25 protein-coding genes are annotated in these 22,283 nt (G+C 63.3%); 13 read left to right on the top strand and 12 right to left on the bottom strand.

Annotation, left to right across the window (positions count from 1 at the left end; all coding sequences use genetic code 11):
- Positions 1-330: SAM-dependent methyltransferase (locus NKH60_RS32355; RefSeq protein WP_352874719.1), on the bottom strand; the 330-nt coding region annotated here is incomplete at its 3' end.
- Positions 331-506: 176 nt separating this feature from the next.
- Between NKH60_RS32355 and NKH60_RS32350 the strand changes: the two genes are divergently transcribed.
- Complete coding sequence (locus NKH60_RS32350) at positions 507-692, top strand: hypothetical protein (RefSeq protein ID WP_352874717.1); 186 nt, start codon at positions 507-509, stop codon at positions 690-692.
- A 263-nt stretch (positions 693-955) separates the two neighbouring features.
- On the opposite strand, the gene NKH60_RS32345 is transcribed toward NKH60_RS32350, so the two are convergent.
- Genes NKH60_RS32345 through rph form a run of 5 tightly spaced genes read right to left on the bottom strand, consistent with a single transcriptional unit; the run spans position 956 to position 4,266 of the window.
- Positions 956-1,279, bottom strand: coding sequence for a low molecular weight protein tyrosine phosphatase family protein (locus tag NKH60_RS32345; RefSeq protein WP_023678977.1), 324 nt, complete (start codon positions 1,277-1,279; stop codon positions 956-958).
- A 4-nt stretch (positions 1,280-1,283) separates the two neighbouring features.
- Entirely contained in the window at positions 1,284-2,447 is a 1,164-nt protein-coding gene (hemW, locus tag NKH60_RS32340) for a radical SAM family heme chaperone HemW (protein ID WP_352770195.1), read from the bottom strand.
- Positions 2,444-3,091: an RdgB/HAM1 family non-canonical purine NTP pyrophosphatase gene (rdgB, locus tag NKH60_RS32335; RefSeq protein ID WP_352614790.1), complete on the bottom strand. Its 648-nt coding sequence runs from the start codon at positions 3,089-3,091 to the stop codon at positions 2,444-2,446. Before rdgB ends, hemW begins: the two co-directional genes overlap by 4 nt.
- Before the next feature lie 14 nt (positions 3,092-3,105).
- Positions 3,106-3,516 carry a VOC family protein gene (locus NKH60_RS32330; protein ID WP_352473571.1) on the bottom strand — a complete coding sequence of 137 codons (411 nt, stop codon included), beginning with the start codon at positions 3,514-3,516 and terminating at the stop codon, positions 3,106-3,108.
- A gap of 33 nt (positions 3,517-3,549) precedes the next feature.
- The gene (rph, locus tag NKH60_RS32325; protein WP_352473573.1) at positions 3,550-4,266 is read right to left on the bottom strand and encodes a ribonuclease PH; all 717 of its coding nucleotides are present in this window, start codon (positions 4,264-4,266) and stop codon (positions 3,550-3,552) included.
- 145 nt (positions 4,267-4,411) lie between these two features.
- Here rph and hrcA point away from each other — a divergent pair, with 145 nt between their 5' ends.
- The 6 genes from hrcA to NKH60_RS32295 all read left to right on the top strand — a co-directional run bounded on the left by hrcA (position 4,412) and on the right by NKH60_RS32295 (position 9,862).
- Positions 4,412-5,524 carry a heat-inducible transcriptional repressor HrcA gene (hrcA, locus tag NKH60_RS32320; RefSeq protein WP_502893799.1) on the top strand — a complete coding sequence of 371 codons (1,113 nt, stop codon included), beginning with the start codon at positions 4,412-4,414 and terminating at the stop codon, positions 5,522-5,524.
- Positions 5,525-5,559: 35 nt separating this feature from the next.
- A complete protein-coding gene (locus NKH60_RS32315) occupies positions 5,560-5,757 on the top strand; it encodes a hypothetical protein (protein ID WP_023678983.1) in 198 nt (65 codons plus the stop codon).
- A 100-nt stretch (positions 5,758-5,857) separates the two neighbouring features.
- On the top strand, positions 5,858-7,213 hold the full coding sequence (locus NKH60_RS32310; RefSeq protein ID WP_352874716.1) for a PQQ-dependent sugar dehydrogenase: 1,356 nt from the start codon (positions 5,858-5,860) through the stop codon (positions 7,211-7,213).
- A gap of 87 nt (positions 7,214-7,300) precedes the next feature.
- Positions 7,301-7,918: a LysE family translocator gene (locus tag NKH60_RS32305; RefSeq protein WP_352837007.1), complete on the top strand. Its 618-nt coding sequence runs from the start codon at positions 7,301-7,303 to the stop codon at positions 7,916-7,918.
- A gap of 165 nt (positions 7,919-8,083) precedes the next feature.
- Complete coding sequence (cysK, locus tag NKH60_RS32300; protein ID WP_352822476.1) at positions 8,084-9,064, top strand: cysteine synthase A; 981 nt, start codon at positions 8,084-8,086, stop codon at positions 9,062-9,064.
- A 174-nt stretch (positions 9,065-9,238) separates the two neighbouring features.
- The gene (locus NKH60_RS32295) at positions 9,239-9,862 is read left to right on the top strand and encodes a glutathione S-transferase family protein (RefSeq protein ID WP_352539792.1); all 624 of its coding nucleotides are present in this window, start codon (positions 9,239-9,241) and stop codon (positions 9,860-9,862) included.
- 15 nt (positions 9,863-9,877) lie between these two features.
- Here the strand turns inward: NKH60_RS32295 and NKH60_RS32290 are convergent, their stop codons facing one another.
- Positions 9,878-11,134 (bottom strand): RNA polymerase sigma factor, encoded by a 1,257-nt coding sequence (locus NKH60_RS32290; RefSeq protein ID WP_352837004.1) that lies wholly within the window; start codon positions 11,132-11,134, stop codon positions 9,878-9,880.
- Entirely contained in the window at positions 11,134-11,487 is a 354-nt protein-coding gene (locus tag NKH60_RS32285; RefSeq protein ID WP_352837001.1) for a YciI family protein, read from the bottom strand. Before NKH60_RS32285 ends, NKH60_RS32290 begins: the two co-directional genes overlap by 1 nt.
- A 253-nt stretch (positions 11,488-11,740) precedes the next feature.
- Between NKH60_RS32285 and NKH60_RS32280 the strand changes: the two genes are divergently transcribed.
- From NKH60_RS32280 to NKH60_RS32270, 3 genes are all read left to right on the top strand, one after another.
- A complete protein-coding gene (locus NKH60_RS32280; RefSeq protein ID WP_352473580.1) occupies positions 11,741-12,700 on the top strand; it encodes a TAXI family TRAP transporter solute-binding subunit in 960 nt (319 codons plus the stop codon).
- A 158-nt stretch (positions 12,701-12,858) separates the two neighbouring features.
- A complete protein-coding gene (locus NKH60_RS32275) occupies positions 12,859-14,955 on the top strand; it encodes a TRAP transporter permease (RefSeq protein WP_352836998.1) in 2,097 nt (698 codons plus the stop codon).
- Positions 14,952-15,335 (top strand): DUF1850 domain-containing protein, encoded by a 384-nt coding sequence (locus NKH60_RS32270; RefSeq protein ID WP_352451865.1) that lies wholly within the window; start codon positions 14,952-14,954, stop codon positions 15,333-15,335. Before NKH60_RS32275 ends, NKH60_RS32270 begins: the two co-directional genes overlap by 4 nt.
- On the opposite strand, the gene NKH60_RS32265 is transcribed toward NKH60_RS32270, so the two are convergent.
- From NKH60_RS32265 to NKH60_RS32250, 4 genes are all read right to left on the bottom strand, one after another.
- Entirely contained in the window at positions 15,224-16,975 is a 1,752-nt protein-coding gene (locus NKH60_RS32265; protein WP_352836996.1) for a saccharopine dehydrogenase family protein, read from the bottom strand. The two genes, NKH60_RS32270 and NKH60_RS32265, sit on opposite strands and share 112 nt — an antisense overlap.
- Positions 16,976-17,024: 49 nt before the next feature.
- Positions 17,025-17,405 (bottom strand): thiol-disulfide oxidoreductase DCC family protein, encoded by a 381-nt coding sequence (locus NKH60_RS32260; protein ID WP_352837020.1) that lies wholly within the window; start codon positions 17,403-17,405, stop codon positions 17,025-17,027.
- 129 nt (positions 17,406-17,534) lie between these two features.
- Positions 17,535-17,663 (bottom strand): hypothetical protein, encoded by a 129-nt coding sequence (locus NKH60_RS32255; RefSeq protein ID WP_352836993.1) that lies wholly within the window; start codon positions 17,661-17,663, stop codon positions 17,535-17,537.
- A complete protein-coding gene (locus tag NKH60_RS32250) occupies positions 17,663-17,809 on the bottom strand; it encodes a hypothetical protein (protein ID WP_023718851.1) in 147 nt (48 codons plus the stop codon). The genes NKH60_RS32255 and NKH60_RS32250 overlap by 1 nt, the downstream gene beginning before the upstream one ends.
- Before the next feature lie 407 nt (positions 17,810-18,216).
- On the opposite strand from NKH60_RS32250, the gene NKH60_RS32245 reads away from it, so the two are divergent.
- The 3 genes from NKH60_RS32245 (at position 18,217) to ligD (ending at position 22,202) form a co-directional block, all read left to right on the top strand.
- A complete protein-coding gene (locus tag NKH60_RS32245; RefSeq protein ID WP_352837018.1) occupies positions 18,217-18,723 on the top strand; it encodes a YciE/YciF ferroxidase family protein in 507 nt (168 codons plus the stop codon).
- Between the two features lie 119 nt (positions 18,724-18,842).
- A complete protein-coding gene (gene ku, locus NKH60_RS32240; RefSeq protein ID WP_352539795.1) occupies positions 18,843-19,694 on the top strand; it encodes a non-homologous end joining protein Ku in 852 nt (283 codons plus the stop codon).
- Between the two features lie 9 nt (positions 19,695-19,703).
- Positions 19,704-22,202: a DNA ligase D gene (gene ligD, locus NKH60_RS32235; RefSeq protein ID WP_352836991.1), complete on the top strand. Its 2,499-nt coding sequence runs from the start codon at positions 19,704-19,706 to the stop codon at positions 22,200-22,202.
- Positions 22,203-22,283 lie beyond the last annotated feature (81 nt).

The following is a 22,283-nucleotide window of genomic DNA, read 5'->3' as shown; positions in this document are numbered from 1 at the left end:
GATGCGCGGCGTGCCGGCCTCCGAGATCAGCGCTACGCTTTGGCCGGCCTCGAGCGCCGCGATCAGCTTCGGTCCGGCCTCGCCGGCATTGTGCTCGTGGTAGGCGGTGGTGCGGCGGCGGATGCCGTAGCGGTCGAGCAGCACGCGGCTGACACGTGTGTCCTCGCAAGCGACGATATCGGCGGCGGCGAGCGTTTCCAGCGCGCGCAGCGTGATATCGGCGAGATTGCCGATAGGCGTCGCCACCAGGTAGAGCGCCGGCTCGAGCGGCCGGGCGGCGATTTCGGTCTGCCCGACCACATAACTGCGTTTGGCCGATTCGCCGGTCACCTGCACAACTCCGTTCGACCCTGTTTGGCACGGCTCACGCTTGGTTGCAAAAGCCTGGGTTGCAAAGGCCCTGGTTCCAAAAGGGATGCCGACGTGAACCGGCCGCCATGCCTTCGCCACAGTAGGGAACGAAACCGTTGCCGGCGAATTTTACCCCTGATCTCGGGAGGAGCAGGATGGACAGCCTGACGATACAGGACGTTTTCGAACCCTACTATGCCGGCGGCAAACGCTTCGCCGCACCATGCGACAAGAGCCGGCCTGCCGAAGCCGCAGATGGCAGAGCCAAGAAGCCGCTTGCACGCCAGCGATCGGCAGAGAGCAAGCCCGCAAACGAAACCGACCGCACGATGGAGCACTGACCGGACGATGCCCAATCGCTTCGACATTTTCATCACCCGCCTCGAAACAAAAAGCGCCCGCGATGGCGCAGCGTCACATTCCACAGACGACCAGCACCATGCCTCACGCGACAAAAGCGAGATCAAGCCGGTCCGTTCCGGAGAGACCAGCGAAAAAGATCGCGCCAAACACCGCCACAAGCACGAGGCTTGACCCCGCAAACCTTAGCGATCGGTCGAGACAGTTCTCGCAGCGCGGTTGCGCATGCTCCGCGATGTATCGTTCAACCCAGATACTTCGAGACACGCGCCTCCAGCAGGCCCACCAGAGCCGGGTCCATGAATGCATAGTCGTCGGGAATATCGAGGCAGATTACCCGAGCCTTTTTCAGGCTTGTCTTGAATTTCTGCTGCAGTTTGGCGCGGTGCGTTTTTTCCATCACGAAGATGATGTCGGCCCAGGCGACGAGTTCATGCGTCAACGGAATGTCGGCATCGTGATTAGTGCCGGCCGAAGCGACCTCGATGTCCCGCCGCTTGGAAAACACCTGCTCCGCCGTCGGGCTGCGCAAGCGATTCTGGCTGCAGATGAAGAGAACGTTCTTCAACGTGCTATCTGGCCAAATCCGCCACGACCGCATCGAGCACGATCATGCCGGCCGGCGTGGCGCGCAGGCGCGCATTGCCGATCGGCGCCACCAGGCCTTCGTCCTGCAGTACCGACAGCCGTGCCGTCGACAGGCCGCGCCCTGAAAATGCCTCGTAGCGGGAAAGGTCGATGCCTTCCGCCAGCCTCAGCCCCATCAGCAGGAACTCGTCGGCCTCTTCCGACCGCGTCAGGATCTCGCCGCCGGTAACGCCATGGCCCTTGGCCTCGACCAGATTGGCCCAAGTCTCCGGCATTTTCTCGGCGATCGTCACCACGCGCCGGCCATTTTCGACGAACCGGCCATGCGCGCCGGGACCGACGCCGACATATTCGCCATAACGCCAGTAGGTGAGATTGTGCCGGCTTTCGGCGCCGGGCCTGGCATGGTTGGAAATCTCGTAGGCCGGCAGTCCGCGCGCGGCGGTGATCTCCTGTGTCAACGCGTAGAGATCGGCGGCAAGCTCATTGTCTGGAATGATGAACTTCCTTGCCGCATGCAGCGCATGGAACGGCGTGCCTTCCTCGATGGTCAGCTGATAGAGCGACAGATGGTCTGCGGCGTGGCCGATCGCCTGCTCGAGCTCCGCCTGCCACGCTTCCGGCGTCTGACCGGGCCGCGCGTAGATCAGGTCGAACGACAGCCGTGGGAATATCTCGCGCGCCAGGCCGATCGCATGCAGGGCCTCATCGACATTGTGCAAACGGCCGAGGAAGCGCAGATCCTTGTCGTGCAGCGCCTGCACGCCAAGCGATACCCGGTTGACGCCGGCCGCGCGATAGCCGCGAAAGCGCTCGGCCTCGACGGAGGAGGGATTGGCCTCCAGTGTCACCTCGATGCCATCAGGCACCGTCCAGTTCTTCGCCACTGCATCCAGCACCGCCGCCACGGTCTGCGGTTTCATCAGCGATGGCGTGCCGCCGCCAAGAAAGATACTGGTCACCTCGCGCGGCCCGGTGCGGCCGCGCATCGTCGCCAGCTCGGTCTCGAAGGCGCGGGCAAAACGCTCCTGGTCGACCGGCTGGTGGCGGACATGGCTGTTGAAGTCGCAATACGGGCATTTGGCCGCGCAGAACGGCCAGTGGACGTAGACGCCGAAACCAGGCCTGCGGTCGAGCAGCATGGTCATACGGCGGCCAATCGGGCTTGCGCGAATTTCTGGAAGGCGCGGGCACGGTGCGACAATGCGGTTGGCTGGCCGGGCTTCCAGCCATGCTTGTCCTTCGCGCTCATCTCGCCGAAGGTCTTCTCGAACCCATCGGGCAAGAACACCGGATCGTAGCCGAAGCCGAGCTCGCCGCGCGGCGGCCATACCAGCGTGCCCTCGACCTCACCGCGAAAATATTCCGCCTGGCCATCGGGGAAGGCCAGGCAGATGACCGCGACAAAGCGGCCCTTGCGCTGGGCAGGCGTGATCGCGCCAACTTCTTGCAAGGCCACTTCCGTGCGCTGCATGGCCATGCCGAAGTCGCGGGAGCCGTCCGGCGTCTCAGCCCAGTTGGCGGTGTAGACGCCGGGTGCGCCGTCGAGCGCATCGACACACAGGCCGGAATCGTCCGACAGCGCCGGCAATCCAGTGGCCTTGGCGGCGGCCAAGGCTTTTATGAGGGCGTTCTCCTCGAAAGTGGTGCCGGTCTCGTCCGGTTCCGGCAGGCCGTATTCCTTTGCGGACTTCGCTTCAATGCCGAATGGCGCCATCAGATCGGCGAATTCTCGCAATTTGCCGGCGTTGTGGCTTGCGACGATGATCTTATGCCCATCAAGCGAATGAATAGTTGGCGAATGCATCAGATGCCCCAAATTCGTGGCTCGGCGAATTCGATCGAATTGCCGGAGGGATCGCGAATATAGATCGAGCGGCCGCCTTGCGGCCACTCGAACTCGCTTTCGATGGCGATTTTCTTCGCCTCAAGATGCGCTTTCCAGCGTGGGATTTCATCCGCGCTTGCGGCGAAGCAAAGATGGCCCTGGCCGACCGCGCCATGCGGCGGCACGGGCAGCTTGGCGTCGGCCCGCGGCGGCACTTTGGTGGCCTCGGCATTGAAGATAAGCAGCACGCCGTCGCCGCAGCGGAAGAAGAGATGCCTGCCATCGACCTTACCGAGCAGATCGAGCCCGAGCACGCCCGAATAGAACCGTTCCGCGGCAGCAAGGTCGGTCACGTAGAGTGCTGATTCCAGGATTGCGGAAGGAGTCACAGGATCGCCAATCTCATCAATATTGGACCGCAGCTAAGCCACCGCCATTTGCTGCAAGCTGACCAGGCGCTGAATGCCTTTCTTGGCGAGCCCCATCAGCGCCGCGAACTGCTCTTCCGAGAACGGCTCGCCCTCGGCCGTGCCTTGGATCTCGACGATGCCGCCCTTGCCGGTCATGACGAAATTGGCGTCGGTGCCGGCCGAGGAATCCTCGATGTAGTCGAGGTCGATGACCGGCTGGCCATCATGGATTCCGCAGGAGATTGCCGCAACGTGATCCTTCAGCACCTTGCTCAGGCTCGCCATCTGGCGGGCTTCCATCCAGCGCAGGCAGTCGTAGAGCGCCACCCAGCCGCCGGTGATCGAAGCGGTGCGCGTGCCGCCGTCGGCCTGGATCACGTCGCAGTCGACGGTGATCTGCTGCTCGCCGAGCGCCTGCAGATTGACCACGGCGCGCAGGGAGCGGCCGATCAGCCGCTGGATTTCCAGCGTGCGGCCGCCTTGTTTGCCGGACGAAGCCTCGCGGCGCATGCGCTCGCCGGTCGAACGCGGCAGCATGCCGTATTCCGCCGTCACCCAGCCCTTGCCGGAGTTGCGCATCCAGCCCGGCACCTTTTCCTCCAGGCTGGCCGTACACAGCACATGCGTGTCGCCGAACTTCACCAGGCACGAGCCTTCCGCATGCTTGGAGACGCCGCGCTCGAAGGAGATGGGGCGCATTTCGTCGAATTGGCGTTTGGAAGGGCGCATTCAGGCTTCTTTCTTTCTTCGGAATCTTGGCCGGGGAATCTTGGCCGGCTTGTAGCCGCACGGGGCGTGACGCGCAAAGGAAAATGGACCGGTTGCGCCGACACCGCGGAAGTCTATATCTTCGGGGCGGAGGTTTTGGCTCGAAATGACAAAGGCAGTCGATCCCGGTTTGCAGTCGCACGTGCTCCCCTCGCACGCGCTGCAATCGCCCGCGCTTCAATCGCTCGACATGCGTTCGCGCGACATCTTCCGGCGCATCGTCGATTCCTATTTGAGGGATGGCGAGCCGGTCGGTTCGCGCAGCCTGTCGCGCATCCTGCCGTCGTCGCTGTCGCCGGCCACCATCCGCAACGTGATGAGCGACCTTGAGCATCTCGGCCTGATCTATGCGCCGCACATTTCGGCTGGCCGGCTGCCGACCCAGGCAGGCCTGCGCTTCTTCGTCGATGCTTTCATGGAACTTGGTGACCTCTCCGACGAGGAGCGCCGCACCATCGAGGCCCAGGTGCGCGCCTCCGGCTCGGGCGCGACGCTGGAGCATATGCTGACCGAGGCCAGCCAGATGCTGTCCGGCATGTCGCGCGGCGCCGGCCTCGTGCTCGCCGCCAAGAATGAGGCGGCGCTTAAGCACATCGAATTCATCCAGCTCGAGCCGACCAAGGCGCTGGCCGTGCTGGTCTCGCAGAACGGCGACGTCGAAAATCGCGTCATCGATCTGCCCGCCGGCATCACCATCTCGCAATTGCACGAAGCCTCTAACTTCCTCAACGCCCATATCCGCGGTCGCACCCTGGCCGAGGCGCGGGTCGAGATCGCCCGCATCAAGGAAGAGACCAGGGCGGCCCTCGACACGCTGTCGCAGGATCTGGTCGAGAAGGGCCTGGCGGTCTGGGCAGGCGCTGAAAGCGGCGTGCCTGGGCGGCTTATCGTGCGCGGTCGCGCCAATCTCCTGGAAAACGTCACTGCCCAGGCCGACATAGAATTGCTGCGGCATCTGTTTGAGGATCTGGAGACGCAGGATGGGCTGATCCAGCTTCTCGACCTCGCCGAGGCAGGCCCAGGCGTGCGCATATTCATCGGTTCGGAAAACAAGCTGTTTTCGCTGTCTGGCTCCTCGCTGGTGGTGGCACCCTATCGCGACAAGGACGCGCGTGTCGTCGGTGCGCTCGGCGTCATCGGGCCGACGCGGCTGAATTATGCGCGCATAGTACCGATGGTCGACTATACGGCGCAGCTGATTTCGCGCATGCTGAGCTAGGAGCCGCCGCGGCCTGCCGCAAGGAGGAGAAAAGAATGGCGCTGGAATCGTTCAAGGCCCAGATCAGTCTGCTGCTCGAAGAAATGATCAACCAGCCAGAGGATCAGCACGAGGTACAAGAGCAGTTGCGCGAGAAGCTGCAAGAGATGCGGGCGATGGGTTTACCGCTGCCGGCCGATCTGGTCGCGCTGGAAAAGCGCCTCGACGACGACTTTTACGCCTCTGGCAACTGAACGGGTTCGGCTTCAAATCCTCGTGTGCTGGACGGCCGCTTGGAACGATCAATACCTGATGCCGTTTGCCCCTGTTCGAGGCGAATCCCGGAGGACGTTGATGATCCGATCTGGCGGCTTTGCGGCCTTGGCCGCTGCCCTCCTTGTTGCGACACCGGCAGCCTCCCAGCAGGCGGATCAGAATGTGCTCAAAGGCGAAGCCGCGTTTGGCGATTGGCACGCCGACAGGCCTGGCGTCCGACGCCTGATTGGGCCGCGAGACATGCCGGCAGCCGACCCCGCCCAATCCGCTTCGAACGGCGCCGGCGTGGCGGAACGGCCCGAAAGCGCCAAGCCAGAATTGCCGTCGGGCTTTTCGGCTGAAATGATCGCATCCGGCATCGTCAATCCACGTGTCGTGCGCGTCGCTCCGAATGGCGACCTGTTTGTTGCCAACAGCCATGCCGACCAAATACGCGTCTATCGTCTCGCCGAGGGCAGCGCCAGGCCCATCGAGAAAGCGATCTTCGCCAAGGGGCTCAATTATCCCTACGGCATCGCCTTCTATCCGCCAGGAGACAAACCGCAATGGGTTTATGTCGCGAACAGCGACAGCATCGTCCGCTTCCCCTATCGCGATGGCGACCTGAAGACATCCGGCAAACCAGAAACCATTGTCGCCAAAATCCCGTCGGGTGGTCACACGACCCGCGACATCGCCTTCTCGCAGGACGGCAAAACGCTTTATTTGTCGGTTGGCTCCGCCTCGAACGTCGCCGAGGATATAGGCAAGGAGCCGGATAGCGGCCTCGACGCCTGGGCCAAATCAAAGCCGCTCGGGGCGGCCTGGGGCTCCGAGGACGGCCGTGCCGATGTGCTCGCCTTTGACCCGGATGGGAAAAATCCGCGAACTGTCGCCACCGGCCTGCGCAACTGTACGGGCATGACCGTGCAGCCCGCCACCGGCGCATTGTGGTGCGTCGTCAATGAGCGCGACGAACTCGGCGACAATGTGCCGTTCGAATTTGCAACGGCGGTCAAGGACGGCGGATTCTATGGTTGGCCTTGGTACTACATCGGCAATAACGAGGATCCGCGCCATCAGGGCGAGCGGCCAGACCTCGCCGGCAAGGCCACTGTCCCCGATGTATTGATGCAGGCGCATTCGGCGCCGATGAATATAGCCTTCTACGACGGCAAGAACTTCCCGGCGGATTATCAGGGTGACGCCTTCGTCGCCATGCATGGTTCGTGGAACCGTGGCGCCAGGACCGGTTACAAGGTGGTGAGGCTCAAATTCAGGGATGGCAAGCCGACAGGCGAATATGAGGACTTCATGACCGGCTTCGTCATCTCGAACGACGCCGTCTGGGGCCGCCCGGTCGGTGTCGCGATGGCCAAGGACGGCTCCCTGATCGTCACAGAGGACGGTAACGGCACCATCTGGCGCGTTACCTACGAAGACGGCCGCTCCTGAACGGCGGTGTCGCCTGCTGCGCTGGCGCAATCGAATCCGGCCCGAGGGAATTCACCCAACTTCAACATTGTGCGACAAGCGCCAATCATGACACTCACCGGGTTCCTCGCCTATAGTGCTGCCCTCGGCATCGCCGCGGCCATCCCCGGCCCAGGCGTCACCGCGCTTGTTGCGCGTGCTCTGGGTTCCGGCTTCCACTCGTCGCTGGCCATGTCGTTCGGGCTGATGCTCGGCGACCTGACCTATCTCACTGCCGTGGTGCTCGGCCTGGCTTTCGTCGCACAGACTTTCGGCATGGTCTTCCTGGCCATCAAATGGCTGGGCGTCGCCTACCTCGCCTTTCTTGGCTGGCGTTTCTGGACGAGCGGCATCACGCCCGAAACGGTGGAGGCGAAGAAAGGCAAGGGCGGCTTGGCATCCAGCTTTGTAGTCGGCCTTGCCGTCACGCTCGGCAATCCGAAGACGATGATCTTCTATCTTGCCATCACCCCGACCATCGTCGATCTGAAGACGATCACGCTGGCCGATTACGGTATCCTCGTCGCGCTCACCATCGTCGTCCTGCTCGTCGTGCTGGTGCCCTATCTGGCGCTGGCGGCCAAGGCGCGCTGGTTCCTGAAGTCGCCGCGGGCGCTGAGGGCACTCAACCGCACCGCCGCCGGCTTTATGGTCGGCGCGGCGGCGGCAATTGCCGCCCGCCAATAGATCTCTTTCGCCAATCCGCCCAACGATTGCCACGCCTTGCAAAGGCGGGGGTACTCAGCACGAACTTCACTCGGATATTTTTCGATCGACAGCCTATCTTGCGCGGTGGATGGCTCTATCCTATGCCCGCGCGACTCTTGCCGCTTTACCTCTGGGAGGAAATCAATGAACAAGCCCGCCACCCCCACACACGTGCCCGGCCGCGGCCGCATCTACAATTCGATCACCGAGACGATCGGTGACACGCCGCTGGTGCGGCTTGATAAATTCGCCAGGGAGAAGGGTGTCGTCGCCAATCTGCTGGCCAAGCTCGAATTCTTCAACCCGATCGCCTCGGTCAAGGACCGCATCGGCGTGTCGATGATCGAGGCATTGGAGGCTTCCGGCAGGATTACGCCCGGCAAGACCACCCTGATCGAGCCGACCTCGGGCAATACCGGCATCGCGCTCGCCTTTGCCGCCGCTGCCAAGGGCTACAAGCTGATCCTGACCATGCCGGAAACCATGTCCGTCGAACGCCGCAAGATGCTGGCTCTGCTCGGTGCCGAACTGGTGCTGACCGAAGGGCCGAAAGGCATGAAGGGCGCCATCGCCAAGGCGGACGAGCTGGCGGCAACGCTGCCCGACGCTGTCATTCCGCAGCAATTCGAAAACCCGGCCAATCCGGAAATCCATCGCCGCACCACGGCCGAGGAAATCTGGAACGACACCCATGGCGAAGTCGATATCTTCGTTGCCGGCATCGGGACCGGCGGCACCATCACCGGCGTCGGCCAGGTGCTGAAGAAGCGCAGGCCCTCGGTGCATGTCGTCGCCGTCGAACCGGAAGCCTCGCCGGTGCTGTCGGGCGGCCAGCCAGGCCCGCACAAGATCCAGGGCATTGGCGCCGGCTTCGCGCCAAAAATCCTCGACACGACGATCTATGACGAGATCGTCAAGGTCTCGAACGAGGATTCGGTTGCCAATGCACGGCTCGTCGCTCGGCTCGAAGGTGTGCCGGTCGGCATCTCGTCGGGGGCCGCCCTGCAAGCGGCGATCGTCGTCGGCTCGCGGCCCGAGAACAAGGGCAAGAACCTCGTCGTCGTCATCCCCTCCTTCGCCGAGCGCTATCTCTCGACGATCCTGTTCGAGGGATTGGGCGCTTAGACACGAGCGTTTTTGACCGGTCAGTAGCGATCCTTCGCGATGCCCTCCGACATCAAATACTCAGTATCACGCGTCGGCGTGGACCGCTGAAAAACCACCTGTGGCGGGCGTCGTTCGCTTGAGCGGCGGGTCACTTCCGTATCAATCGTCGCTGCCCGGCAGGTGGAGGACTTTATGTACAAGCTCTATACGCGTGCCAATACCGGCGGCTTTGTCGTCGAGGCGGCGCTCGCTTTGGCGGGCGTGCCTTTCGACCAGATCGACGTTCCGAAGGGCCGACCCGACCAGGCCTTTTTAGATATCAGTCCCTTGAACCAGGTGCCGGTCCTGATCTTGCCGGACGGACGCTCGATGACCGAATCGGCGGCGATCTGCATCCTGCTGGCCGAGCGCCACCCCGAAGCAGGACTGGCGCCCGCAGCAAGTTCGGCTGACCGTGCCGACTTCCTGCGCTGGATGTTTTTCATGTCCTCCGTCATCTATTCGGCTGACCTGCGGTTCTTCTACGCTCATCGCTACACGACCGATCCCCGGGGCGTGGACGCTGTCAAACAGGCGGCGGTCTCGGAAATGGATCGCAGCCTCGCCATTCTCGATGCCGCCCTCGACGGCCGCGACTGGCTGGCCGGCGACCAACTCTCGCTGGCCGACATCTATCTCGTCATGCTGGTGGCCTGGCATCCGGAGGTCGCGAAGGTTCCAACCGCTTGGCCGAACATCGAACGCCTGTGGGCCAATTTGCGGGAACATCGGGTGATGAAGAGGCTGAATGCTTCCCACGACATGTGGCCGGCCTAAGCACTCCGCCTTGTCTCAGTGTCTTTCCGCGCGGCCGAGCCCTGCCCGTCGTTCCTGCAGGAACCGGCGCACGGCCGGATCTCGTTCGAGGCCGATAGCCCGGTCATAGGCCTCGCTCGCTTGTGGAACTTTGCCGAGTCTGGCCAGCAGGCCCGCGCGGGCGGCCCAGTAAGGTTGATAGTCATACAGCCGCTTGTCGCCGCTGAGTTGATCAAGCGCGCCCAATCCTTCTGAAGCACCTTCGGCCTCGGCAATCGCCACCGCACGGTTGATCGACACCACCGGCGAGCCGGCAATCACCGACAGCGCGTCGTAGAGCTCCTTGATCGCGACCCAGTCGGTACAACCGGTCAGCCGCCGTGTCGTATGGGCGGATTGCACGGCGGCCTCGAGCTGGTAGCGGCCGACAACACCCTCGGCGGCCGCGCGCCCGAGCAGCGCCTCCGCTTCATCGATCAGGGTATCGTCCCACAATGCAAGATCCTGCTCGGCCAGCGGCACATAGTCACCCGCCGCATTGCGCCGGGCTGCACGCCGCGCCTCGGCGAACAGCATCAGCGCCAGCAGGCCGAGTGCTTCCGGCTCATCCGGCATCAGCGAGGCGATCAAACGGCCGAGCCAGATGCCTTCGGTCGCGAGATTGCGGCGCCGCGTTTCGGTGCCGGCCGGGTCGGACCAACCTTCGGCAAACGCCGCGTAGATCGCTTCCAGAACGGTGCCCAGCCGCTCGCCGAGTTCGGCCCGCTCCGGCACGCGGAACGGAATGCCTGTCTCGCGAATTCGCGTCTTGGCGCGCACCAGGCGCTGGCTCATCGTGGCTGGCGAGACAAGAAAAGCCGAGGCGATGGTCGCTGCGTCGAAGCCCAGGACCGTCTGCAGGATCAGCGGTGCTCGCACGCCGGCCTCAATCGCGGGATGGGCGCAGGCAAACATGAGCCTGAGCCGCTCGTCCGGCAGGTCTTCCTCGGCCATGCGCGCCTCCATCTCCTCGGCGATCAGTCTGAAGTGGTCGCGGCCCGCCTCGCGTGTCAGCCGCCGTCTGACCGCGTCGACGCGGCGCTTGCGTGCCACCGCCAGCAGCCAGGCTTCCGGCTTGTCGGGCACGCCCGCCTGTGGCCAACGCTCGAGCGCCGCTGCAAAGGCATCGGCCAATGCGTCCTCGGCAGCGGCCACGTCGCGCGTGCGTGCGGCGAGATAAGCGACCAGCTTGCCGTAGCTTTGCCGGGCGGCCGCTTCCGCCGCCGCCCGCGCAGTATCGGGCAATTCCGGCATCACATGGTGAGTTCCCAGACCGGCCGCACCTCTACCGTGCCGGTGCCGGCGCCCGGGCAGCGCGCCGCCCAGGCGATGGCGGCGTCGACGTCCTCCGCTTCGATCATATAGAAGCCGGCAAGCTGCTCCTTGGTGTCGGCATAGGGGCCGTCGAGCACGTTGGTCTTGCCATTGGCCATCCGCACCGAGGTAGCGGATTGCGTCGGCTTCAGCCGGTCGCCGGCGAGCCAGGCGCCGGATTTCTTCAGCGCTTCGGTGTAGGCGACGTACGCGCTCGACATCTGTGTCACCGCATCTGCTGGCGCGGCTGCCATCCCCGCTTCGTTTCCATAGATCAAAAGCATGTATCGCATGGTCTTCTCCCGTTTCTCGAAGGCCGCATCGTTGCGAGCCGGACTTATGTCGCGCGGCCCTGCCGGATTTCGACAAGCGCTGGAAAAATCTTTCTGCCGCGATGCGACCTCGCGCAAGCGCCAACGTGTTGCGGCACTGCTTAGCCGTTCGTCTAATCGCTGCTATTGCGGGTTGGCATTTCCCGCCCGCTGTCTAAACTCGCTTCGTGCCGCCGAGGAGGGCACGGCGGCGAATTTTCAGGGAGGAAATCGCATGCTCAATTTCAGAACGAAATTTGTTGCAGCCGGCGTGCTGGCGCTGTCGCTTGGCCTCGGCGCGGTATCGGTCAAGGCACAGGAATTCATCAACGTGCTGACCGGCGGCACGTCCGGCGTCTACTATCCGCTCGGCGTCGCGCTGTCGGAAATCTACGGCAAGGGCATCGAAGGCGCGCGTACTCAGGTGCAGGCGACGAAAGCGTCGGTCGAAAACCTCAACCTGCTTCAGCAGGGCAAGGGCGAGATCGCCTTTGCGCTCGGCGATTCCGTCAAGCTGGCCGCCGAAGGCAATACTGAAGCAGGCTTCCCAGGCAAGCTCGACAAGCTGCGCGGTATTGCCGCCATCTATCCCAACTACATCCAGATCGTCGCCAGCAAGGAATCCGGCATCAAGACGCTCGCCGATCTCAAGGGCAAGAGCCTTTCGGTCGGCGCGCCGGCCTCAGGCACCGAGCTCAACGCCCGCACGATATTTGCCGCTGCCGGGCTGAAATACGAAGACCTCGGGCGGATCGAATATCTGCCCTTCGCCGAATCGGTGGAGCTGATCAAGAACCGACAGCTCGACGCCACGCTTCAGTCGGCTGGCCTTGGGGTCGCGTCGATCCGTGACCTCGCCACCTCATTGCCGGTAAACATCGTTGCCGTGCCGGCGGAGGACGTCGCCAAGATCGGCTTGCCCTATCTTTCCGTGGTCATCCCCAAGGGCACCTACGAGGGCCAGACCGAGGATGTTGCGACCGCCGCCGTCGGCAATTTCCTGATCACCAGCGCCGATGTCTCCGACGAGACCGCCTACCAGATGACAAAACTGCTGTTCGAGCATCTCGACCAGCTCACCGCTGCCCACGCCGCCGCCAAGGCGATCGACCCGGCCAAGGCGCTCGACGGCATGCCAGTGCCGCTGCATCCAGGCGCCGAGAGGTATTACAAGGAAAAGGGATTGGTGAAGTAAGGAGCCATCCCTCCCCCTTGAGGAAAAGGTGAACAGCTGCCGAAGGCGAATGGACCGGTAGGGTCGGTTGAGGCCGTACACTGCCGCACCGACCCCACCCGCCTAGCTTCGCTCGCACCTCCCTCGGGGAGGGGAGCGCCCCGCCAGGAACCCCGCTAATGACCGCAACCCCGACCGTTCTTTCCCCCACAGCGGAAGCTCCTGTCGAAGGATTGCCGCCTGGCTTCGGCGAAGGCATCGCTGGCAAGGCGGCTTTTTTTATCGCCATCGCCTTCTCCATCTTCCAAATCTACATCGCCGCCTACGGCACCCTACCGAGCCAGGTCATACGCGCCATGCATGTCGGCTTCCTGCTGCTGCTCGGCTTTGCCCTAATCGCCAATCTGCGCGCCAAAAGCGTCCCGGCGAAAGCAGTGTTCTGGACGCTCGGCCTGCTTGGTTTCGCCACCGGTCTGTACAATTGGGTGTTCTATGCCGACCTCATCCGCCGCTCCGGCTTTCTCACCACGCCTGACCTGATCGTCGGCGCGGTGCTGGTCGTGCTGGTCTTCGAGGCGGCGCGGCGGTTGATGGGGCTGCCGCTTGCCGTCATTGCCTTCATCTTTCTCGCCTACGCATTCGCCGGCAATCATCTGCCACCGCCGTTCATCCATCGCGGCTATGATTTCGCCCAGCTCGTCGACACCTTCGCCTACGGTACCGAAGGCATCTACGGCACGCCGATCTATGTCTCGGCCGCCTACATCTTCATCTTCGTCGTTTTCGCCGCCTTTCTTGAGCGCGCCGGCATGATCGCGCTGTTCAACGATTTTGCGCTTGGCCTGGTCGGCTCATGGCGCGGCGGCCCGGCGCAAGTCTGCGTGCTGTCCTCGGCGCTGATGGGCACCATTTCCGGCTCCGGCGTCGCCAATGTGGTGGCCAGCGGCCAGTTCACCATCCCGCTGATGAAGCGCTTCGGTTTCCGCTCGGCTTTCGCCGGCGCCGTCGAGGCGACCTCGTCGATGGGCGGTCAGATCATGCCGCCGGTGATGGGAGCGGTTGCCTTTATCATGGCCGAGACCCTGAACATCCCCTATGCCGCTGTGGTCAAGGCGGCGATCATTCCGGCGCTGCTCTATTTCGGCGCCTGTTTCTGGCAGGTGCACCTGGAAGCCGGCAAGGCCGGCCTGCACGGCATGGCCAATGCCGACCTGCCCAATCCGTGGGATGCGGTGAGACAACATTGGCCGCTGGTACTGCCTCTCGCAGCACTGATCTACCTGCTGTTTGCCGGCTACACACCGGTGTTCGCCGGCACCATGGGTCTGGCGTTGACCATTGTGCTTATCCTCGGCACGCCGCTGGCAGCATCGATCGGGCCTCTCGCCTTCCGCATCGTCTTCTGGCTGGCGCTCGGACTTGCCGCGGCTTCCTTCATGAAATTCGGCGTCAACATCCTCAGCCTGGTCATCGCAGTGCTGGTCGCCGCCTGCCTCACCTTCAAGGGCGGGCGCGAGACGCTGCGCATATGCGTGGATTCCCTTGCCGAAGGAGCAAAGAACGCGCTGCCGGTCGGCATTGCCTGCGCCATTGTCGGCATTGTCATCGGTACGTTGACGCTTACCGGCATCGCCTCGACCTTCATCGGCTGGATCATCTCGATCGGCGAGAACAATCTGTTCCTGTCGCTGCTTTTGACCATGCTCACCTGCCTGGTGCTCGGCATGGGCATACCGACCATTCCCAACTACATCATCACTTCGTCGCTGGCCGGGCCAGCGCTGCTGTCGCTCGGCGTGCCGTTGGTGGTCAGCCATATGTTCGTCTTCTATTTCGGCATCATGGCCGATCTCACCCCGCCTGTGGCGCTGGCCGCCTTCGCCGCCGCACCCATGGCCAAGGAAAGCGGCCTCAAGATCGGCGTCCAGGCCACCAAGCTTGCCATTGCCGGCTTCGTTGTGCCGTTCATGGCGGTCTATACCCCGGCGCTGATGCTGCAGGACCCCGGCCCGATCGCCGCCCAGTTCGGCTATCCCGTCGAGGTCGCCTATATCGTCATCAAAGCCTGCATGGGTATCGTCCTGTGGGGCGCCGCGGCCGTCGGATTTCTCGCCCGGCGCATGGCCTGGTGGGAACGCCTCGTCGCCTTCGCCGCCGGCGTGCTGCTGGTTGCGGCGCTGCCGCTCACCGACGAGGCGGGCTGGGCGCTATCCCTTGCCTGGATCGGCTGGCACTGCTGGCGCGCGCGGCAGGCTTCGCTGGCTAATTCAGCATGAGCCTCTGCATCGTCGCGGCCGGCAAGACGGTGACGCTCGCGGTCGCTGCCTTCACGCTCTCCTGGGTGCATTCGGTGGAGAAGACCCAGTGGCAGGAAGACTGGAAGGTGCTGCCGTCCGGCCTGCAATTGGTCGAGGCCCGCATCAAGGGATCGGGCGCCGGGATGGAGCCGCCGCAAGGCTCGGTGCTGAGAAACGGCTGGTGGGTCTATGCGCCCAAGGTCGGGCCACAGCGGCGCCTCGCGCTCGCCGCCTCGGGCGCAACGGGTCAGGGCTGGACGCTGTGCACGGCGCAGGACTGTCGCGAATTGGCCAAGCTGGCAGGCGGCACGATCTCGCTGGAGCCGTGCGGGCCGGAGGGCTCCAGCCAGCCGCGGTAGCGGACGATCATGCCGGCAAGCGGATGCGAGATCTCAACATGGAAGCGGAAGCGGCCATCCTTCACCGTTTCGTAGGAAGTCGAGCGTGGACCGAGCCACATCGGAAGCGGCAGGCCAAAAAAACTCCAGCGGCGCAAGACCAGCGCCAGCCGGCCGTCTGCTGCAACCAGCGCCATCGCGAAGGTCAGCGGGCCGAAGCGTTCGCACAGCAAGCGCTGCGATCGACCCCGGCCTGCGGACTGTAGGCTCGAAAAACTGTGCTTGCCGAATGTCCGGGTCCAGGTCTCGCCGTCCTTGTCGGTGTCGAAGCGGACATGAACCGGGATGTCCTCGCTTGCCCCGGGGAAGCCGACCGTCCAGGCCATTAGCCGGCCAAGAACATTGCGCCCGCGTTCGACGCGCGCGCGGCCTGCGGCCGTGATCGTACGGTCATGCATTGACCGAATTGCCTCGGGAAGGCCTTGCCAGGCGGCACCGAGCAGCTCGGCATAAAGCGGCTTGTCCTCGTCCGCCGCCCCGTTCCTGAAGCCGGTGTAGATTGTCCGCCCGGCGAACAGGGCTTCATAATCCCGGAGCTCCAAATCGCGCATCGCCGCCCGTGCGCCCGGCGCGGGCTGATGTCCGGCCAGCGCTTTGCGGACCAGCGCTTCGACCGCCATCGACGGGATCAGCGGCCCATCATTGCCCTCGGCCACGAGATGCCACGAGCGCTTGACGATGGCGCCCGCCCGGTCCGATCCCTCCACCTCGACGAACATGCCGCCGCGATGCTCGCCCCAGCGCAGCCGGTTCGTTGCCTGATGCATCAGCGGCGCCAGTGGCGAAAGCGAACCGATCAATCCGGCGCGTACAAGCCAGGCGAGGCCGATCAGGGCGCGGTGCAGCGTCTCGGGAACCGGCCCGGCGCCCATCCAGATGGTCTTCGCCTCCGGCCAAAGCTTGGCCAGAGCGCGCAGGTCCGGAACGTCGACCAGCGAGAACAGCGTGTTTCGAAGCGGCAGCCGGCCCGGCGGCGCGACGGAGTAGCGCAATTGCTCTGTGAACGGATGGCCTTGTTCGGGACGGCCATTACGAACAAGCCGCACCGGCTGACCGGCGTAACCGCCGATAGCCCGAATGACGTTCTCGCCGACTCCGGCAAAGGGCGACGGCGCGATGCCGCCGCGAATGCCGTCGACCCGCGTCAGGTCCGAAGACAGGCGACGCACCACTGCCGCCGTCAGCACCGGAAAGCTCGACACGCCGGACAGCACGAAGACGCCGGCGTTTCGCGCCGCCTCGTCGAACGCAGAGACACCGGCGACGAAATCCGAGCCGTCGGCTAGATCGAGATAGTTGATGCGCCGGGCGATGCAGCCCTCGATCAGGCGATAGCGTCCCTCGCCATAGGCCTGGAACGGACCGCTCGCGTCGACTACAATATCAGGCTCTAATGCAGCGAGTTGCGCGGCGAGATCGCCGTCACGGTCGAACAGTGCCGGCACCAGCTGGGCTGCTGTCGGGGCGCGCTTCTTGCAATACGCGTCAGCCTTGGCGAGCGAGCGCCCGGCGACAAAGAGGATCAGATGCGGCTCGCCCTCCAAAAGCTCGACAGTGCGACCGCCAAAGGTGCCATAGCCGCCGACGACAAGAACCTTCATCCGCAGTTCCCCCAAAATGCCCCGCCCGCTCCCGGCCACGGCAACGAACCTAGCCGATCAATCTTGCCCTCACCTCGGCGGAAGGGATTTCGCAATTGTCCTTCTTGCCGAACAGGGCGTAGCGGTTCTTTGCGATGCGGTCGTAGAGCCAGTCGCGAAGCGGGCGCGGCAACAGCAACAGGATCCGCGCCGCCCGACACGGCCAGCCGAGTTCGGCCATGAAGGCAACGAAACTGTCCAGGCGGGTGAAAGCGGCCCCATCAATGATGACGAGATTGGTCTCGTAGCGATCCGTCCGCAGCCCGTATTTCTTGAACAGCACCTCGCCGAACGGCGACTGCGCCGTTACGAAATGGCAGCGGCCCTTGCGGTCGAGCTTCACCACCATGCGCACGAAGCCCGAGCACAACACGCAAACACCGTCGAACACGATCAACGGGCGACTTGCACCGAATTCTGGCGGCTCAGGAGAATGGTTCGGCTCGACGATCACGTGACGCCCGGCAGCTGGTGTCAGGCGACACTAGGCCTGCCGGCGGCTGGATCAAAGCCCGGAATGCTAGAGGCCGGGCGTTGTCGCACGCCGTCTGTCGGTCAGCGCAGGGCGCTCGGCGCGATAGGTCGTTGACCGATTGTCGGCGTCGGGCCGGCAGATACGGCTGTCGTGACGGCTCTCCGTGGTCATCATCAGTGCACGCTGATCCCAAGCGTGTTGCCACGGCGCGCGCAGGCGGGACCTGGGCCGCGCATATAATAGCGCTCAGGCCGATAGGTCGGAGCGACGAATTCGCGGATGGCGGCGGCATAGCCGGCGATTTGATTCCAGAAGCTCATTTTACTCGGTCCCTGTCCCGCTTCGGATGTCCCTTCCGAATTGCGGGGATCATAGCGTCCAGGCGTGAATAGTCGGTGAACGCGATGTTAATCTCTGGTCGAAAATGCCTTTGTTCATGGCTGGAATGCGGCTGATTCGCGGTGTTTCCATGCAGTCCGTCGGCATTTCGTCCAGTGTGACTTTTGCATCACATATGTTTCGCCTGAATGTCGCAGAGGCGCGGTTTTGTTTCAGGTTTTGCCGGACCGCGAAATTTCCGTGCACGCGGCCGGAAAACCAGGAACCGGCCCGTCAGCCGCACGTTGATTTCCCAGTGCCGGGACGAACCGGCTCCGCAGGCTGTGGTGCTCGGGTGGGCCGCAGCCAAAAAATCCGAAACTGCAAGAGCAATGGAAAGGCAAAGGCCATGGGTTTCTTTTCGAAGGATATCAAAACCCTCAACGACCTCTTCGTGCACACGCTGCGCGACATCTATTACGCTGAAAAACAGATAGAGAAATCGCTGCCGAAGATGATCGACAAGGCGAGTGATCCGCAGCTGAAAGCCGGCTTTGAGAAACATCTCGCTCAGACCAAGGGTCATATCCAACGTGTCGAGCAGGTGTTCGAACTGCACGGCGTGAAGGCCAAGCAGGTCGACTGCCCAGCCATCGACGGCATTCTCGAAGAAGCCGACGACGTCAGCGGCGACATCGCCGACAAGGAGGTCCTCGACGCTGCGCTGATCGCCTCCGCACAGGCGGTCGAGCATTATGAGATGACCCGTTACGGCACCCTGATTGCCTGGGCCAAGCAACTGGGCCGCAGCGACTGCGCCAATGTGTTGGCCAACAACCTCAAGGAGGAGCAGGCAACCGACCGCAAGCTTACCGAGATAGCGGAAAGCAAGGTCAACCTGCAAGCCGCCGAGTAGCGCAGTGAGCGAGAACAAGGCAAGGCTGGGTTGAAAGCCCGGACTTGCCTTTTGCGCCGCCGGAACCGGAACGGACTTTGCCCGTTCTCGGTTGAACATTGTCGTGCAGGGAGTTTGTCATGGCGCCGCGCCCGGCCTGGAGAGGGTATCTCAAGCTTTCGCTGGTCACTTGCGCCGTCGAACTGACCAATGTCGTCACCCAGGCGGAGAAAGTCTCATTCCGCGTGCTCAACCGCAAGACCGGCAATACCGTCAAGCGCGTCTATGTCGATTCGGCAAGCGGCAAGCCGCTCGATGAAGGCGACGAGATCAAGGGCTACGAAATCGGCGACGGCGACTTCGTCCAAATCGAGGAGGAGGAGATCGAAGCCGTGCAGATTGAATCCTCGCACACGATGAGCCTCGATGGTTTCATCGAAAAATCCTCGATCCAACAGATCTATCTCGACGCGCCCTATTATGTGACGCCTGCGGACGAGGTCTCGGAAGAGGCCTTCGCCGTCATCCGCGACGCCATGGCCGCCAAGAAGACGGCGGGGCTGGCCCGCATTGTGCTCTATCGCCGCGAACGTCCGGTGGTCATCGAGCCGTTGGGCAAGGGTCTGCTGCTGACGACCTTGCGCTATGGCGATACGGTTCGCAGGCCCGAGATAGTGTTCGGCGACATCAAGACGGTGAAGACCGACGCCGAGATGATCAGGCTGGCCGAACACATCGTCGATGAGAAACAGGCGGCGTTCGATCCTTCCGAATTCGAGGACAAATACGAAAATGCCCTGATCGAGCTGGTCCGCGCCAAGAAGGCCGGCAAGAAGGCACCGAAGGCCAAGGCGGAACCACGGCCCTCCAACGTCGTCAACCTCTTCGATGCGCTGAAGAAGAGCCTTTCGTCGGAAGCCGGTGCGCCGGCAAAGACCGGACGCCCGGGAAAAGGCGCCAAGTCCAAAGCCGCCCGGCGCAAATCTGCTTAGGATCCGCCCATGGCCAGCCTCGAGCAGTATCACGCCAAGCGCAATTTCAAGAAGACGGCCGAACCAGCCGGCAAGGTTTCGCGCGGCAAGAAAGCCGTGGCGGGTGGCATCTTCGTCATCCACAAGCATGCCGCCACCAGGCTCCACTACGACCTTCGTCTCGAGCATGGTGGCGTGCTGTGGAGCTGGGCCGTGACGCGAGGCCCGAGCCTCGACCCGCACGAAAAGCGGCTCGCCGTGCACGTCGAGGACCACCCGATCGACTATGCGCCGTTTGAAGGCACCATCCCGAAGGACCAATATGGCGGCGGCTCGGTCATTGTCTGGGACGAGGGAACTTGGGTCCCCGATGGCGACCCGGCAAGGGCGATGAAGAAAGGCCATATCAGTTTCGAACTGCATGGCCACAAATTGCATGGCGCCTGGCATCTGGTGCGGCTGAAGCCGCGTCCGGGCGAAAAGCGTGACAACTGGCTGCTGATCAAATCCGACGATGCCGCCGCGCGTCCGGGCGAGGACATTTTGCAGGAGTCGCCGCAATCGGTGAAATCCGGCCTGACCATCGAAGAGGTCGGCGAAGGCAAGACCGCCGACGGCAAGAAGCCAAGGGTCTGGCAGTCCGACAGGCCGGCTACCGGCAAGAAGGCAGTCGCGGCAAGGCGGCTCGAATTCATCGAACCGGCGCTCGCAACGCTGGAGCGGGACGCGCCGCCCGGCAAGGACTGGCTGCATGAGGTGAAGTTCGACGGCTATCGCATGCAGTCGCAGCTTGCCGGCACCGAGGTGCGGCTTTTGACGCGCGCCGGCCTCGACTGGACAGACAAATTCGGTGGCGCAATTGTCGCGGCACTTGGCGGCCTGAAATGCACCGATGCGATCATCGACGGCGAAATCGTCGTGCTGGCGGATAACGGCGTCTCGTCATTCTCGCTGCTGCAGCAAGATCTGTCGGCGGGCCGCACGGATCGTTTCATCTACTACGTTTTCGACCTGTTGCGTCTCAACGGTGAGGATATCCGTTCCGAGCCGCTGGTCGAGCGCAAGGAAAGGCTGCGCACTTTGCTCGCCGGACCGGCCGAGGATCAGGCCGTGCGCTTCAGCGACCACTTTGCCGAGCCCGGCAAGATCATGCTGGAGCATGCTTGCCGGCTGGGGCTCGAAGGCGTCGTCTCCAAGCGTGCCGATGCGCCCTACCGCAGCGGTCGTGTTCCCTCGTGGGTGAAGTCGAAATGCACGGCGCGCCAGGAATTCGTCATCGGCGGCTATATGCCGTCGGACAAGACCGGGCGCGGCCTGCGCTCGCTGCTGGTCGGCTATCACGAGGGCGGCAAGCTGCGCTATGCCGGCCGCGTCGGCACCGGCTTCACGGCCAAAAGCACCAACGAGTTGAAGAAGAGGCTTGATGCGCTAAAGACGACTTCCTCGCCCTTCGACAGGGCGGTGCCAAGGGGCAAGGGGCTGGTCTGGGTCAAGCCCGAACTTGTCGGCGAGGTGGAGTTTCGCAGTTGGACGTCGGACCGTATAATACGCCACGCGTCGTTCCAGGGATTGCGCGAGGACAAGCCGGCGGAGGAAGTCGTGCAGGAGAAACCGAAAGCACGCTCAGCTCCGGCAGAGTCGAAGCCAAAGCCCGCCAAACCCGCGGCCACGGCGAAAACCTCGGTTACGCTGTCCCGCCCCGACAAGCTTCTGTGGCCGCAGGAGAACGTATCGAAGCAGGATCTGGTCGATCACTACGCGCTGGTCTGGCCGCGCATGAAGCAATTCGTCATCAACCGGCCGCTCAGCCTCGTGCGGGCGCCGGACGGTGTTGGCGGCCAACGGTTCTTCCAGAAGCATGCCTCGGCCGGCATGCACGACAAGATCGCCGTGATGAAGGACCCCACCGACGGCGAGGAGATATTGTTCATCCGCGATTTCGACGGTGTCGTGGCCCTCGTTCAACTCGGCGTCGTCGAGATCCACATCTGGGGCTCGACCACGGACGAGCTGGAAAAACCAGACCAGATCATCTTCGATCTCGATCCCGACGAGGGTGTCGACGTGAAGGCGGTGCGTGCCGCGGCGCTCGATATCCGCAGCCGGCTCGACGAACTGTCCCTGCCTAATTTCGTCAAGACCTCGGGCGGCAAGGGCTATCATGTCCTCGTCCCGCTGAAGCCGTCGGCGGACTGGGACGAGGTCAAAGGCTTCGCCCATGAGTTCGCCCGAGCGCTCGAGCAAGCCGCACCCGACCGCTACACGGCGACGCTGTCTAAGAAGGCGCGCACCGGCAGGATATTCGTCGATTATCTGCGCAATGGCCGTGGCGCGACCACGGTCGCGCCCTATTCGTCGCGCGCCAAAAAAGGCGCCACGGTATCAATGCCGGTGACCTGGGCGGAAATCGAGGCCGGATTGCCGCCGAACGCCTTTCCGATCGGCGACAAGACGACGCTGAAGCGGCTTGGGCAAGCCGATCCCTGGGAGGATTTTTTCAAGCAGGCCAAGCCGCTCAAGCGCGGCTAGAGTATCCGTGTTGGTCAAGGGAGAGATGGTGTCCAGGTCCGATTGTCCCTGAGTAGTGCGTTTGCGAGGATGATGAGCTTT

Origin of the sequence: Mesorhizobium sp. M1006, assembly GCF_040318825.1 — a bacterium.
GTDB lineage: Bacteria > Pseudomonadota > Alphaproteobacteria > Rhizobiales > Rhizobiaceae > Mesorhizobium.
The sequence above is the reverse complement of the archived record's forward strand: the minus strand, read 5'-3'. Positions and strand labels throughout refer to the sequence as shown.